At 42.3% G+C, this 14,109-nt stretch carries 14 protein-coding genes; 4 read left to right on the forward strand and 10 right to left on the reverse strand.

Going from position 1 to position 14,109, the window contains the following annotated elements; genetic code table 11:
- Positions 1–176: 176 nt before the first annotated feature.
- From HII16_RS10380 to HII16_RS10390, 3 genes are read right to left on the reverse strand one after another with little or no spacing between them, the layout of a single operon-like run.
- A complete protein-coding gene (locus tag HII16_RS10380) occupies positions 177–668 on the reverse strand; it encodes a DUF2919 family protein (protein WP_169129937.1) in 492 nt (163 codons plus the stop codon).
- A gap of 21 nt (positions 669–689) precedes the next feature.
- Positions 690–1,073, reverse strand: a complete 384-nt coding sequence (locus tag HII16_RS10385; RefSeq protein WP_169129939.1) for a GFA family protein — start codon at positions 1,071–1,073, stop codon at positions 690–692.
- A complete protein-coding gene (locus HII16_RS10390; RefSeq protein WP_169129941.1) occupies positions 1,070–1,777 on the reverse strand; it encodes a DUF599 domain-containing protein in 708 nt (235 codons plus the stop codon). The genes HII16_RS10385 and HII16_RS10390 overlap by 4 nt, the downstream gene beginning before the upstream one ends.
- A 223-nt stretch (positions 1,778–2,000) precedes the next feature.
- Between HII16_RS10390 and HII16_RS10395 the strand changes: the two genes are divergently transcribed.
- A complete protein-coding gene (locus tag HII16_RS10395; RefSeq protein WP_169129943.1) occupies positions 2,001–4,361 on the forward strand; it encodes a carbohydrate binding family 9 domain-containing protein in 2,361 nt (786 codons plus the stop codon).
- A gap of 349 nt (positions 4,362–4,710) precedes the next feature.
- Here HII16_RS10395 and HII16_RS10400 read toward each other — a convergent pair whose 3' ends face one another.
- From HII16_RS10400 to HII16_RS10410, 3 genes are read right to left on the reverse strand one after another with little or no spacing between them, the layout of a single operon-like run.
- Positions 4,711–6,072, reverse strand: coding sequence for an RDD family protein (locus tag HII16_RS10400; RefSeq protein WP_248289591.1), 1,362 nt, complete (start codon positions 6,070–6,072; stop codon positions 4,711–4,713).
- Between the two features lie 23 nt (positions 6,073–6,095).
- Positions 6,096–7,268 carry a VWA domain-containing protein gene (locus HII16_RS10405; protein ID WP_135439867.1) on the reverse strand — a complete coding sequence of 391 codons (1,173 nt, stop codon included), beginning with the start codon at positions 7,266–7,268 and terminating at the stop codon, positions 6,096–6,098.
- Positions 7,268–8,113 carry a MoxR family ATPase gene (locus HII16_RS10410; RefSeq protein ID WP_169129945.1) on the reverse strand — a complete coding sequence of 282 codons (846 nt, stop codon included), beginning with the start codon at positions 8,111–8,113 and terminating at the stop codon, positions 7,268–7,270. Before HII16_RS10410 ends, HII16_RS10405 begins: the two co-directional genes overlap by 1 nt.
- Before the next feature lie 168 nt (positions 8,114–8,281).
- Between HII16_RS10410 and cysK the strand changes: the two genes are divergently transcribed.
- Entirely contained in the window at positions 8,282–9,250 is a 969-nt protein-coding gene (gene cysK / locus HII16_RS10415; RefSeq protein ID WP_135439865.1) for a cysteine synthase A, read from the forward strand.
- Positions 9,251–9,374: 124 nt separating this feature from the next.
- Here the strand turns inward: cysK and ggt are convergent, their stop codons facing one another.
- Positions 9,375–11,129 carry a gamma-glutamyltransferase gene (gene ggt, locus HII16_RS10420; protein WP_348981410.1) on the reverse strand — a complete coding sequence of 585 codons (1,755 nt, stop codon included), beginning with the start codon at positions 11,127–11,129 and terminating at the stop codon, positions 9,375–9,377.
- Positions 11,130–11,138: 9 nt separating this feature from the next.
- On the reverse strand, positions 11,139–11,735 hold the full coding sequence (locus HII16_RS10425) for a tRNA-uridine aminocarboxypropyltransferase (protein WP_169129947.1): 597 nt from the start codon (positions 11,733–11,735) through the stop codon (positions 11,139–11,141).
- Between the two features lie 50 nt (positions 11,736–11,785).
- Here HII16_RS10425 and rrtA point away from each other — a divergent pair, with 50 nt between their 5' ends.
- Positions 11,786–12,394 carry a rhombosortase gene (gene rrtA / locus HII16_RS10430; protein ID WP_169129949.1) on the forward strand — a complete coding sequence of 203 codons (609 nt, stop codon included), beginning with the start codon at positions 11,786–11,788 and terminating at the stop codon, positions 12,392–12,394.
- A 46-nt stretch (positions 12,395–12,440) separates the two neighbouring features.
- Here rrtA and HII16_RS10435 read toward each other — a convergent pair whose 3' ends face one another.
- Both HII16_RS10435 and HII16_RS10440 read right to left on the reverse strand, forming a co-directional pair.
- A complete protein-coding gene (locus HII16_RS10435; RefSeq protein ID WP_169129951.1) occupies positions 12,441–13,208 on the reverse strand; it encodes a hypothetical protein in 768 nt (255 codons plus the stop codon).
- Between the two features lie 246 nt (positions 13,209–13,454).
- Entirely contained in the window at positions 13,455–13,709 is a 255-nt protein-coding gene (locus HII16_RS10440) for a hypothetical protein (RefSeq protein WP_135439861.1), read from the reverse strand.
- A 123-nt stretch (positions 13,710–13,832) separates the two neighbouring features.
- Here HII16_RS10440 and HII16_RS10445 point away from each other — a divergent pair, with 123 nt between their 5' ends.
- Positions 13,833–13,973 (forward strand): hypothetical protein, encoded by a 141-nt coding sequence (locus HII16_RS10445; protein ID WP_169129953.1) that lies wholly within the window; start codon positions 13,833–13,835, stop codon positions 13,971–13,973.
- Positions 13,974–14,109 lie beyond the last annotated feature (136 nt).

Genomic DNA, 14,109 nt, shown 5'->3' on the forward strand with positions numbered 1-14,109 from the left:
AATTATTTTCAAGTGATCTGACCCCTTGAAGCACAAAAACATGGTGGGATGACGGCGAAATTTTTCTGATAACGTGTACTGTTCTCTGGTGCAATTTTTCTAATTATGTGACTGACTCTTCTGGCACAAAGCGGAAAGAATTATTTTCAAGTGATCTGACCCCTTGAAGCACGACACTATTTTTCTTGTTCGATAAGTTCGGGGAACTCTTGTAAATTAATATTCGCGCGACGATCTCGCTTTAGTATCACTAACAATAATATAGCTAATGCGGTTTGTATCAACGCTTGCCTACTATCGCCCCAACCTAGCAAGGCATACATTCCCCAAGTAAGTGCCATATCTATCAACATAGCAATCGCTACGAGCCAATAAAATCTGGGCCATATGCGTTGTACCCAATTTGCTGCATTAGGACGTCGAGCCATTAAAAGCGCGAACAATAAAAGTCCCGGTAAGCCCACTAATAAACTGGTATAAAAAACTTGAGGATCTGGATAGACATAACGAATAAAGCCGAGTTTATCGCGCATATTGCTTAAGCTAAGCAGCGCGACAACATAACCTTTAACTAAAAATGCCAAGGCCAGGTAATACCAAATCGATATCTTTAAACAGTTATGCTTGTCGAAGTCTTTAACCGAAAATTGTGAAAACGGGTGAGTCATTACAGCAACAAAAATCCAATACTACTTACTTAAATGCGATAGCTTGGCAGCGTTTTGTTGCCAATTTTGACCATCAAATTTATCTATGGGCCAATTCTGCCAATCATCAGTATCTAAACATCTCGCATTGACACTATAACCATCGGGATTAGACCGAGGTATATAGAAGGATTCAACACCGCAATGTTTACAAAAATAATGTTTAGCGACCTTACTGTTAAACCGATACAACTGCAAGTCGTGCTCGCCAGATAGTAAGTTAAACTGTTGCTTGGGTATGATCAGATGAATAAAGCCGGTTTTAGTGCACATAGAACAATTGCAATCGGTGAGATACGGTTGCTCTTCTACCTCAATCTCAAATCGCACTGTTTGACAGTGACAGCCGCCTGTTAACGTTTTCATTGGCAGTGTTTTTCCAAATCAATGATACCGCGTTGAATCGCACGTAATGTTTTTGAATGAAACTCACGATAATACAAGACACATACCACCATTATACTAGCAGCGATAAATATCAGCGGATGAAAGAACCATGACAGTGCCGCTAATGAGAAGTAATAAGAGCGTAATCCATAGTTATACGAGTGTCCCGCCTGATCCTGAAGGATACCCATTTGTCTGGCGTAATCGAGTAAATGGGCTTCTTCGGTTTGATAGGCAACCGGGGCTGCACCTATCATGATGTTAAGAAAACCATATTGGCGCATTGACCAAGTAAATTGGAAAAAGGCCAACACAAATATTAACGCTAATAAGCTCAGTTTAATTTGCATGGTTACCGCTAATTGCGTTGGCGTAATGGGGATGGTTTGCAATACCGCATTAACCTTGTCAATTTGCGTGAATAAGGTCAGCACACCGGCTAAAACAAGCAATGTGGTTGATGCAAAAAACGCCACATGACGTTCAAGGTTAGCGAGCAACCCCGCATGCGAGACCCTGACGTCGTTATCAAATATCTGACGCATCCAATGAATACGGTGCTGATGTAAAACCCGTGACAAACAAGCGGTATCCTTAGCTTTTATGCGCGAAAACTGGGTATAGCCGATCCAACAGCTGAGAAATATAATTATCGCTAAAATATCCATTACACTTAATATCACTACCACCCCCTTCAACGCATAAAAATATCAACTAAAATCATAACGTTACACCAAAAACCTAAGTTAACCCTATGCTTTAAACGTTGACATACCAAGCCTGTTTGCGTTATAAATCATTTGTAAATAAATGTTAATATTTTTGTAACAATAAGCCAATCTTTATTATTGCTTATTGGTTTTCCAGACATTTTCATAATAACAAGAGCAAACATAGGTCGTAGTCATGATTTTGCCGGTTCGCAAAACGCAACACCCACAGGCCAAGGTTGGCCATCAAGGCTGGTTAAAAACGCCATCAATCGTTACGGCGTTGTTCTTTTCGTTAAGTGCTAATGTCAAAGCCAAGCAAGACCCTATAACCTATGATATCCCTAACGTAACAGCCGAAATCACCTTTGATGGTGAATTGGATGAGTCGGTTTGGCAGCAAGCTAAAAAAATCGATATGGATATCGTTAATTACCCTTATGACAATACCAAAAGCCCAGTAAAAACGACGGCATACCTATTTGAAGACGGCGAAAACCTGTATATCGGTTTTATTGCTGAAGATCCTCATCCTGAGAAAATTCAAGGCTTCTATCGTGACCGTGACGATGCTTTCTCCGATGATATTGTCGGTATCAAGCTAGATACATTTAATGATGACAGGCTGGCGTATAAGTTCTTTGTCAATCCTCTTGGTGTGCAAAATGATGGTATCACCAATGAGATGACCGGCGATGAAAACAACCTTTGGGATGGTATTTGGCCTGCGTATGGCAAGATCACCGACAAAGGTTATCAAGTGGAAATGGCCATCCCTTATCGTGAGCTTAATTTCGATGAAAATATCGATATTAAAACTTGGGGTTTTGAACTGATCCGTATTTACCCTAGAGACACCATATTACGCATATCCAATATGCCTATCAATAAAAATGATTATTGCTGGGTCTGCCAAATGGATGATCTGCGCGGTTTTCAAGACGCCAAGCTCGGTAAAAACCTGTTAGTTACACCGTCACTGGTATATAGCTATGAAGAAGAGCGCGATTTATATGCCCCTGATGATGCAGGACAAGAGTGGCAAGACAGCGACGATACAGATGTCGGTGTTAACGTGCGTTGGGGCATCACTCCAGATATTCTCCTGAATGCAACGATTAATCCCGACTTTTCAACGGTCGAAGCAGATAATGGTCAACTATCGGTTAACAAAACCTCGGCGTTATTCTTTCCTGAAAAGCGCCCTTTCTTTCTTGATAACTCAGAATATTTTTCAACACCGTTTAATCTGGTCTATACCCGAAACATTATCAACCCTGATTGGGGAGCAAAATTAACCGGTCGCTCTGGCAATCATTCATTTGCAGGTTTTGTAACCAATGATGACAGCACCAGTTTAATTATGCCGGGTAATTTATTTTCGACCGTTGCCAATATCGATGAAGAGAGTTTTTCAGGCGCATTTCGTTATCGTTACGACGTCAATGATGATTTATCGTTTGGTGCCATCACCACCATTCGAGATTCAGATAATTATGAAAACCTAGTCGCTGGTATCGACACTAAGTACAAAATTACCCAGAGTGATACCATCATCGCCCAATTGCTGCATTCTCAAACAACTTACCCGCAACAACTGCTTGATAGCTATTGCCCAGGTGGTAATTGTTACCTTGCCTCTTTGGTGGGAATTGACGATGACGAATTTGATGATATCGCTTATCAGATAGAGTACGAACACAGTACAGAAGATTGGCGTTTTCACAACAAATACGAAGACATTGGTAAAGAGTTTCGCTCAGATCTAGGCTTTCAGGTGCACAGCGATTACAACAAGTTTTCCAGTACGCTAAACCGTTTTTATTATAGCGATCAACATTGGTGGTCAACGCTTACTTTTGGTGCGCAATACAGCATTTCTCATAACGATGACGATGAATTAATCAGTAAGACGCAAAGCATCAGTGCGAGCGCTGAAGGCCCGTGGCAGTCTTTCTTTGATTTAGTACTGACTCATGAGGATCGTGTTGGCCTGCGTTATGACAGTAACGATGCGAGTATTGATGATAACACCACTCGTTTTTCATTAAGTTATGCCGACTTTATCGCCGAAGCACAGCCACTGCCTAACGTGTTTGTTGGTTTGTCTGGTCGAGTTGGTGAAGGTATTGATTATTTAAATGATCGTGAAGGTGACATCTACGAGTTAGCGCCATTTATAAGCTGGAACGTTACCGCTCACTTAGAAACCGAACTTACTTTGGTGTATGCCGAGTTAGAAGCAGATGGCGATTTTGTTTACCGTGAAAACATTGCTGATTTGCGCATGACTTATGCGTTTGATATCAACAACCTGCTACGACTGAGTATGGTTTATACCAGTGCTGAGTATAATCAAAACAATAATCCGCAGTTGTTCGGCATCGATGGTGATGAAGATAATCTTGCCACCGAGTTAATTTATTCCTATAAGCTCAACCCACAAACCGTATTCTTTTTAGGTTATTCTGATAACTCTATTGATAACCGAGAAGTCGGTTCGTTAAAGCAAAACCAACGCAACGTATTTATGAAAATGAGTTACGCTTGGATGTAACAGTTATTGCGCTATTGAGTACGTGGGCTTAATACAAAGTCGATACAAAAGTAGAATATAAAATGGAGCCTTTAGGCTCCATTTTTAGTTGGATTGGTCGGCATACAAGGTTTCGCTTAAGCACGCCTGACGTTCGAGATAGTTTAATTCTGCGTACCGCTGCGACTCACTATCTGCTCAGCTGTGTGTCTTGCCGTTTGCCTTAGCTGAGTTTTCTGCACTATTTGATACACAGGCAAATAAGGTAAGCACAAACGACATATTGATTAACAACAAAAGCAAATGCTTCATTTTGACGCCTCAGCTGTGTGAATGGTGATCATCTTACACTGAGGTTATAACTGATGAATCAAGACTCGGCGCTAGCTTGTCCTTTTTTTTCTAACTTCTCTCTCGCCATAGCAATGACGGCTTCATCAACCTTTTTACGCTCATCAATGACCACCGTAGCCGATATTTTGTCATGAATTGCCTGGCGATTAGGATCCCAATAAATTTGGAAAAAGCCCAATAAACCAGTTGCCAAGCCTGCACCATAACCACCATAACGACCAAAGCTATCCCATATCGACAATGGCGTACCATCGAGTTGTAACACCCTTATTCCCATTAAACGTTTACCTGGTGTCTGTCCTTGCCACCAACTGGTAAACACAGTGAAATAAAAGGCAGCCCAACCAAAACCTAAGCCAAGGTCATCGATAATCGCTTTAATATACTCCATCATCGAATAGATAGGTTTACGCGGTTGATCATCACCCGCCTCAGCCTTAGCTTGACGCAATTGGCCTAACTCAGTGTTTTCAATGGCGCTGCTGACATCTTCTGGTTTCGCTTGGTCGTCCTCAGTAGCAGCAGGCTCTCTTGCAGTTTGACTGTTATCACTACTTTGCATGTCGTTGCCCTGCTCATTTTCGGCTGCGATTGTTTGCGGTGTATTTGACGCCGTCTCAGCCCCATGGTGCTCTGCATATAAGGCATCAAAGTCGTTAGATAGTTGTGTTTGCAAGTCAGGGCGTATACCACCATCGATATCTAAGCTATCAATAATGTCGCCAATAAGTTCTGATGCTTGCTGGTTATTTAAATCCAATTTAAGCGCATGCTTAGGCACATCTTGCAGTATGTCGTACCAACACTGGCGATCTTTACATTGTTTTTCCGATGCTTCGGATGCGACTTTGATGATGTAACCGGTAACCTGCAAGGCCGTGCCAACACCGACTTCTTTGCCAATATCTTGACCGTTATTGTTCTTGGTCTTAGCAACTTTGTCTTGCCAATTAGCGCCGTTATTTTCTTCTTGCCACTGTGTGTATTCCTGCCATTCGGATTTGGAGCTATCAGCGGTAAATTTATTAACCATAGGAGCAAAATTGTCGAGCAATACCACCAAGACAATAAAAGCCCCGATTAAGCGCATTAACGCTCGACGTTTATTGCCTTTAACTTTGCCTTGCTTTTGCGCTCGCTTTCGACTGCCCAAGCGAAACGCCATAATGGATATCGCAATCGCCAAAAATTCACCGCCAGCATTGCTGAGCATGGCAATCAGTAATAAATCGATTAGGATGGCAATACCACGTTTGTATGGACTGGCAATAGGCGTACCAAACAAGCCTTCATTCATGGTGAAAGCAAATGGCGTGATGATTTCCTGAGTCTCATCAAATGTTAATTTTTTTCTGGTTTTACCAAAAAGCTTTTTCATAGCCATACCTAATTATTTTATTGTTATAGTAACTCTTTTATCGCATCAGAAAGCCCTGCTATGGTCATAGGGTACATTCTTGACGACATAATTTGCTTAATTAAATCAATAGATTGGTAATAACTCCAGTAATTTTGTGGTTGCGGGTTTAACCAAATGCAATTATCAAAATGATTTAGTATCCGTTCCATCCACACATTACCCGGTTCTTCATTCCAATGTTCGACACTGCCGCCTGGATAGGCAATCTCGTACGGACCCATAGTGGCATCACCGACGAAAATGATTTTATAGTCTTTTGAGAAGCGATGCAGGATATCCCATACATCAATGGTTTCCTGATAGCGGCGACTGTTGTCTTGCCATACTTTTTCATAGACGCAGTTATGAAAATAAAAATACTCCAAATGTTTAAATTCGGTATGCACCGCAGAAAACAACTCTTCACAAACTTTAATGTAGGGATCCATTGAGCCGCCTACATCAAAAAACATTAATACCTTGATTGCATTGTGCCGCTCTGGTTGCATTTTGATATCCAGATAACCGGCATTTTTGGCGGTTGCACGTATGGTATCGTCAAGGTCTAGTATGGTATCGGCGCCACTGCGAGCAAATTGACGCAGCTTGCGCAGCGCCACTTTAATGTTGCGTGTGCCGAGCTCAACATTGGCATCAAGGTTTTTAAATTCGCGTTTATCCCAAACTTTGCTGGCCGAATAGTTACGGTTGCCATCTTGGCCAATGCGAAATCCACCGGGATGATAACCGTGCGCGCCATATGGTGAGGTGCCGCCAGTGCCTATCCATTTGTTGCCTCCTTGATGACGCTCCTGCTGCTCTTTTAAGCGCTCTTGCAAGGTCTTCATCATCTCTTCAAGACCACCCATCTGTTTGATTTGGGCTTTTTCTTCGTCACTTAAATGACGCTCAAAACGTTTTTCCAACCAATCTTTCGGGATTGAGGATAGATCCAAGTCAATGCTTTCAACCCCTTCAAAATAATCGGCGAAAGCGCGGTCAAATTTATCAAAATGACTTTCATCTTTTACTAAAATCACCCGCGATAGCGCATAAAAGTCATCAATAGAACAAAAGATGACCCGTTGCTTCATGGCATTGAGCAAATCTAAAAGCTCTCGCAGAGTACAGGGCACCCGATACTCACGAAGCTTAAAGAAAAAATCAATCAGCATTAGCGTTCTCCGCGATGCATAAACGCCAGTTTCTCAAACAAATGTATGTCTTGCTCATTTTTTAATAAGGCACCGTGTAACGGCGGTATCGATTTGTTAACACTGGTTTCGTGCAATACCTGTTCAGGAATATCTTCGGCGACAAGTAATTTTAGCCAATCAATTAACTCAGACGTGGATGGCTTTTTCTTCAGCCCTGGTATATCCCTTAAATTGAAAAATACCGCAAGCGCTTCATCCAACAAGCTTTGTTTTAGGTTTTCAAAATGGACATCGACGATACGTTGCATTTCGTCTTTGTCAGGAAACTTAATGTAATGAAAGAAGCAACGGCGTAAGAACGCATCAGGCAATTCTTTTTCATTATTTGAGGTAATGATCACAATCGGACGTTGTTTGGCTACCACGCGTTGCTGAGTTTCATACACATAAAACTCCATTTTATCGAGCTCGAGTAGCAAATCATTGGGAAATTCAATATCAGCCTTGTCTATTTCATCAATCAATAACACCGGGCGTTTGCCGGCAACAAATGCTTGCCACAGCTTACCTTTAACAATGTAATTGCTAATGTCTTTAACACCGTCTTTGCCCAATTGCGAGTCTCTTAATCTCGACACTGCATCATATTCGTACAGGCCTTGCTGTGCTCGAGTTGTGGATTTGATATGCCATTGCAACAGCTCGGTATCAAACGCTTTAGCTAACTCTTCTGCCAGCATGGTTTTGCCCGTACCGGGTTCACCTTTGATCAACAAAGGCTTTTCTAATGCAACGGCAGCATTAACAGCAAGCTGTAAATCATTGCTGGCTATATAATTATCAGTACCTTTAAAAAAAGTCATAGTATATCCATTGGTAAATTCGTTATTCCAAATAGAAATAGAGGTTATAAAAAATTAAGTTATTAGTTATAGCTTTCTGTTTCTTGGCTAAATCGAAAAAGGTCAGTAATCTTATCTATAATTAACGAAATATTAACGCTTTTAAAACGCATTTCCTAGGAATAAACAATGTCACACTTATATCAAGACAATCCACAAACCATTGGTAACACACCGTTGGTCAAATTAAATCGAGTTACTTCAGGTAATGTTTACGCCAAAATTGAAGCAAGAAACCCAAGCTTTAGTGTTAAATGCCGCATAGGTGCGAGCATGATTTGGGACGCTGAAGAATCAGGTAAATTGACTAAAGACATCACCATTGTTGAGCCAACCAGTGGTAATACCGGTATTGCATTAGCCTTTGTTGCAGCCGCTAAAGGCTACAAACTGATACTGACCATGCCAAATACCATGAGTCTTGAGCGTCGTAAGCTTTTGATCGCACTTGGTGCGAAACTTGAGCTAACTGAAGGTGCTAAAGGCATGAAAGGCGCGATTGAAAAAGCAGAAGAAATTAAAGCCCGAGATCCTGAAACACATTTAATTCTTGGCCAATTTGATAACCCAGCAAACCCAGCGATTCATGAAAAAACCACTGGCCCTGAAATCTGGGAAGACACCGACGGCAACATTGACGTATTTGTGGCAGGTGTTGGCACAGGCGGTACTATCACCGGCGTTAGTCGTTACATCAAAAATGAAAAGGGTAAAGCGATCCAATCAATCGCCGTAGAACCAACAGATTCGCCAGTTATCGGTCAAAAGATGGCAGGTGAAGAGCTAACGCCTGGTCCACACAAAATCCAAGGTATCGGTGCAGGCTTTATTCCTGGCAACCTTGATTTATCAGTGGTTGATGGTGTTGAGCGTGTTAGTAATGATGAAGCTATGGCAATGGCTCACCGCTTAATGAAAGAAGAAGGTATTCTAGCGGGTATTTCTTCTGGTGCGGCGGCCGTTGCTGCTAAGCGTATTGCAGAGCGCCCTGAAAATGAAGGCAAAAACATTGTCGTTATCTTGGCAAGCTCGGCAGAGCGTTATTTAACTAGCCCACTATTCGCTGACACGTTTAGTGATGATGAGCTTGTGCAATAACGAACATGCTCTTTAATCGAAAAACAAAAAGGCGACCATAGGGTCGCCTTTTTTGAATTATACAAGCTCTATGATATTATTCGCGAGCTCTTTGTATACGCTTAGAACGGCTTATTGTGTTGGTTTACTGCCCCATAACCTTACCTTCGCGGCGCGGGTCTGCCCCACCAACCAGTTGACTATCAAATACTTCGATACCTTGGATACCACTGTTTAAGTTACGAATAGAGACTTTGTGTCCGCGTTGCTCTAACCCGCCTTGCAGAGCTTCTAACTCGGTGCCTTTTTCAAGCGATGTCACATCATTTCGGTTGGTCACTTTTGGCAAGTCAATCGCGCTTTGAATATCCATGTCCCAATCCAACACCGCAATCATAGTTTGTGCAACATAATTAATGATGCGGCTGCCACCAGGAGAACCAACCACAAGGCGTAAGCTGTTATCGGCGTTGAATACCATCATAGGTGCCATAGAGCTGCGAGGACGCTTCAGAGGCGCTAAGGCATTAGCAACCGGTTTACCATCAACTTCTGGGGCTAATGAAAAATCAGTGAGCTGATTATTTAGCAAGAAGCCATCTACCATCAATGCCGAGCCGAACGCCATTTCGATACTGGTGGTCATCGAAATCGCATTGCCTTTGGCATCAACAATGGAAATGTGCGATGTTGATGGCATTTCAATGGCGTTATCCGCGGCGCGTACCATGGGATCAAATCGGCCATGGCTCACTTTGCCTAAATCTTGTTGTTCGATTAACTCACCGCGTCGAGCGGTATAGTTATCAGTAATAAGCTGTTCGACAGGTACATCGATGAAGTCCGGATCGGCAATATAATGATTGCGATCGGCAAACGCTAAACGTGAGCTTTGTGCGAACAAATGAACCGCCTTTTCCGACATAGGGTCAACTTGCGCTAAATTATGTTGCTCAAGTTGTTTGAGAATTTGAATAACCGCAACGCCACCAGAGCTTGGCGGTGCCATGCCGCATAGCTTGTAGGCTTTATATGGTGCGCAAACCGCGGACTTTTGTTGTGCTTGATATTTTTTCATATCAACCATACTCAAGGTGCCCGGTGCAATAGCGGCATTATTTACCGCTGCGACGATATTTTCAGCAATCCAGCCACGGTAAAATACCTCAGTGCCCTGCTCGGCAATGGCTCGATAGACTTTACCCAGTTGTGGATTTTTTAACAGGCTTCCTTGTGCCAGAGGTTGGCCATTAGGGTAAAAGTAATTACTGGCATTGGATAACTTTTTAATGCCTGGATTAAATCCCATGGCCACCAACTTTGCCATACGAGGCGAAACGATAAAGCCCTCTTCGGCAAGCGTAATGGCATCCTCAAACAGAGCAGCCCAAGGCAAGGTACCGTATTTGTTATGGGCATCTTCCAGTGCTTTTAATACACCAGGAACACCAACACTTCGACCACCAACCACTGCGTCAATCCAACGAACAGGCTGGCCATTTTTTTGTAAAAACATATCTTGAGATGATTTAGCCGGCGCCGTTTCACGACCATCAAAGCTCGTTAACTTTTGTGCTTGATTATCAAAATGCAATATAAAGGCACCGCCACCGATACCTGATGATTGTGGCTCAACCAAGGTTAACACTAACTGCACAGCGATCGCCGCATCGATTGCGCTACCGCCTTTCTCAAGCACATTGTATCCCGCTTGAGACGCGTATGGATTTGCCGCAGCCACCATAAACTTTTGCGCGGTATGCAGCGCTTTTTGTTCAATACCGGTTGCCGCTTCAGGCTCTCTGTCTTCGCGTACCTCAGATGAGGTACCATCGAGAGTACAGGCTGTTAATGGCAATAGTAGCGCAGATGTTAGAAGCAGCTTTTTCAGATTGAACACAATAATTCCTTATTTTTGTTGCTGGTGACCGCCGGATAACTCAAGTTGCCATTGGTTAAATGATGTGAAGGCATTGAGTAACCCTTGATACTTAGTCGGGTTGTCCTCAAGCGCTATCAGCGCATGTGCACATGCTTCTAAGGACGAGACATCATTCACCTTATGGTGTTTACGGATAACATACTGGCTTTTTATCTCAGCATCCAGCGTTATTGTTGGCAATGCCTGTAAATTTTTAGATAACTGCAACATTTTATAGGCTTTTTTCCATGTTGCATCAAGAATAACGATAACCAACTTAGCTTGTTGTTGGTCACTTATAGGCCGAGCAAGTTCGGCGTCGTTACTTGGGTACAGTAAACGCACGTTAACTTGGTCATCTTGGATTGCTTGATTAAGTGCGTCGCAATCACTGAAGTCTTCGCCTATCAATATGCGAGAATTGCGCAAAGACAAATGCGCAAGTTTGGCGCTGCCCTTGCTATGATGTTGCTCTTTGGGGTGCTGTAAAAACCACACTTGAACATGATTATCGATAGTTTGGACAAACTTACAAATACATGTGACTAGCGGTCGCTCGCACCTTGTGCAATACTGTCGGCTCATAAAAAAATCAAAATTGTTTGCATACGTGCATTATAAGTAAAGCAAATTCTATGTTGAAGCTATCATTACCAACAAATCGTCAAGCATGGTTACTACCTGCAATTGTGTTTGTCATTGCCGTTATTATCCATTTTCTTCCAAAGCCGATAATCGACCAGCTAATTTACCATCGGGACCTTATCGCTCAAGGTGAATGGTGGCGCTTGCTCACGGGCCATTTTGCGCACACAAATACGAACCACTTACTGCTCAACCTAGCCGGTTTAACCATGTTGTGGGCTTTGCATGGTGAGCACTATCGTCATCACACATATGCGATTAGTATTACCGTGGCAGCCTTGGTTTGCAGTATAGGCATGTATTTCTTATCTCCAGACACCGTTCGTTACGTTGGCTTGTCTGGGGTGTTGCACGGTATTTTTGTTTGGGGCGCAATAAAAGATATTCACAAAGGTTGGCGCTCAGGATATCTGTTATTAATCGGCGTCTGGGCGAAAATAGCCTATGAGCAATTGGCTGGTTCCAGCGCTGATGTTGAAAAGCTTATTAATGCTCGGGTTGCCATTGAAGCGCATTTGTACGGCGCCATTGGTGGATTGCTATTGCCCTTATGGGAAAGAGTGACAAATCGCCATAAGCCAGAGGCAGAAAGCGAATAAATTACGGCTACAAAAAAAGGCGCTTTAAGCGCCTTTTTTGTGGCTATTATTTAGAGCGACTGGCCGGTGAAGATAGACTTTTTCGCAATACATATATGGCATAATTTGACGATGAAAAAACACTGCCATAGCTTTCAATCATGGCTCTTGCCTCATCATCGGAGCCAAGCTGCTCTACCAACCGCTGATAGAATGATTTTTCTGGTGGCATCATATCTTCATAGGCTTGATAACCAAATACTAATTGAACCTGAGCCTCACCGCCGATACGAGTATGCCAAGACCAACTATCTTGCCATTGCATCTGTTTTGCTACATCACTGACTTGTTTAATCGCCTCACGAGCTTGTATGCCTTTACCAGGCGCTATTTTAAGAGACTCAACACCAAAGTACTTAAATTGCTTATCATCGTCCCAAGAACTGTTCTCTGTATCGTAGCGACTGTAGTAATGCGCAGAATCTACCACATACTTACCAACGTGTTTGCGCCAGTGAGGTGTGGTTTTAGCATTTTTTGACCAATCTGCGTGTTCGGCTATTTTATCCCAATTGGTACAACATGAACGTAAAATGTAAGTTTCCAGCTCTTCCCCTACGACTTGCGTATACACGTGCCACTTGTTTGGTTCACCTTGATTCACCCGAAATTGCATGTGGGCTCTCAGAGCCGCCTCAAATGCTTCTCTATCTGAATCTTTGATGGTGACAACGAATATATCCGTTAATGGCGCAACCTCTTCTTCAGCCTTTACTGCTGTGATAAACAACAAGCTCAACAATGATAGCGCAGAGATAAGTGTTTTTATTTTCATCTTTTATCAATCCACATTAATAACCTATTGATTTTAATATAGTAGATAAATAATAAAATGAGTTAGGCAATTGATAAAAATCAGCCAAGGTGGGTGGCAATCGAACCGCAAGTGAAACTCGGCTAGCGGCATAGGCTTTTGATTGTTGATGATAGCAACATTTAGGTTTTGTTGAGACAATAGAATGCAGAGAAACCATTGTCACATCAATGGCGGGTATTAGTGAGTTACAATGAATCTTATATGCTACAGGTCTTGCAACTCATCGTCTTTTTCACCCACTCGGCGAACACCAAAAATAACGCTAGGTGGAACACCCATACCTAAATCAATATCTGCTACACGGTAATTTGAGCCTTTTTCTTTTAGCAGCTTATTTACCTTTTCTTGTTTCTCCACTGCCTTGATGATGGTATTGGCGATAACTTCATCACTGCTAAATGCGGTCATTTGCTCATTTACTTTATCGCCGAATTGTTTGGCTTTATCTAGAAATCCCATATTACTTTCCTTTTAACGGCACTTTTGCGTATTGGATAAGTTTTGATTAAATCAATATGACTGGGTAATTACAAGGAGTGTTTGTATTTGCGCTAAAACCAAACATAGAGAAAGAGGTCGGTCATGAAGGATTTGAACCTTCGAATAGATTTGATGTTAACGGTTAAAAGCCTTGGCTTTGATGTTTTGAGTAAAAGAGATATTGAGAAAATGGTCGGTCGTGAAGGATTTGAACCTTCGAATAGATTTGATGTTAACGGTTAAAAGCCTTGGCTTTTAATGCTAACAATCACTCTCTGTAATAAAGAAAGTGGTCGGTCGTGAAGGATTTGAACCTGCGAATAGATTTGATGTTAATGGTTAAAAGCCTTGGCTTTGATGTTTTGAGTAAAAGAGATAT

The organism is Thalassotalea sp. Y01 (assembly GCF_012932945.1).
GTDB lineage: Bacteria > Pseudomonadota > Gammaproteobacteria > Enterobacterales > Alteromonadaceae > Thalassotalea_A.

What these genes read in the sequence shown, in the direction of transcription:
- HII16_RS10380 (WP_169129937.1), bottom strand. Translation starts at nt 668, where the DNA reads ATGACTCACCCGTTTTCACAATTTTCGGTTAAAGACTTCGACAAGCAT.
- HII16_RS10385 (WP_169129939.1), bottom strand. Translation starts at nt 1,073, where the DNA reads ATGAAAACGTTAACAGGCGGCTGTCACTGTCAAACAGTGCGATTTGAG.
- HII16_RS10395 (WP_169129943.1), top strand. Translation starts at nt 2,001, where the DNA reads ATGATTTTGCCGGTTCGCAAAACGCAACACCCACAGGCCAAGGTTGGC.
- HII16_RS10400 (WP_248289591.1), bottom strand. Translation starts at nt 6,072, where the DNA reads ATGAAAAAGCTTTTTGGTAAAACCAGAAAAAAATTAACATTTGATGAG.
- HII16_RS10405 (WP_135439867.1), bottom strand. Translation starts at nt 7,268, where the DNA reads ATGCTGATTGATTTTTTCTTTAAGCTTCGTGAGTATCGGGTGCCCTGT.
- HII16_RS10410 (WP_169129945.1), bottom strand. Translation starts at nt 8,113, where the DNA reads ATGACTTTTTTTAAAGGTACTGATAATTATATAGCCAGCAATGATTTA.
- cysK (WP_135439865.1), top strand. Translation starts at nt 8,282, where the DNA reads ATGTCACACTTATATCAAGACAATCCACAAACCATTGGTAACACACCG.
- HII16_RS10425 (WP_169129947.1), bottom strand. Translation starts at nt 11,735, where the DNA reads ATGAGCCGACAGTATTGCACAAGGTGCGAGCGACCGCTAGTCACATGT.
- rrtA (WP_169129949.1), top strand. Translation starts at nt 11,786, where the DNA reads ATGTTGAAGCTATCATTACCAACAAATCGTCAAGCATGGTTACTACCT.
- HII16_RS10435 (WP_169129951.1), bottom strand. Translation starts at nt 13,208, where the DNA reads ATGAAAATAAAAACACTTATCTCTGCGCTATCATTGTTGAGCTTGTTG.
- HII16_RS10440 (WP_135439861.1), bottom strand. Translation starts at nt 13,709, where the DNA reads ATGGGATTTCTAGATAAAGCCAAACAATTCGGCGATAAAGTAAATGAG.
- HII16_RS10445 (WP_169129953.1), top strand. Translation starts at nt 13,833, where the DNA reads ATGAAGGATTTGAACCTTCGAATAGATTTGATGTTAACGGTTAAAAGC.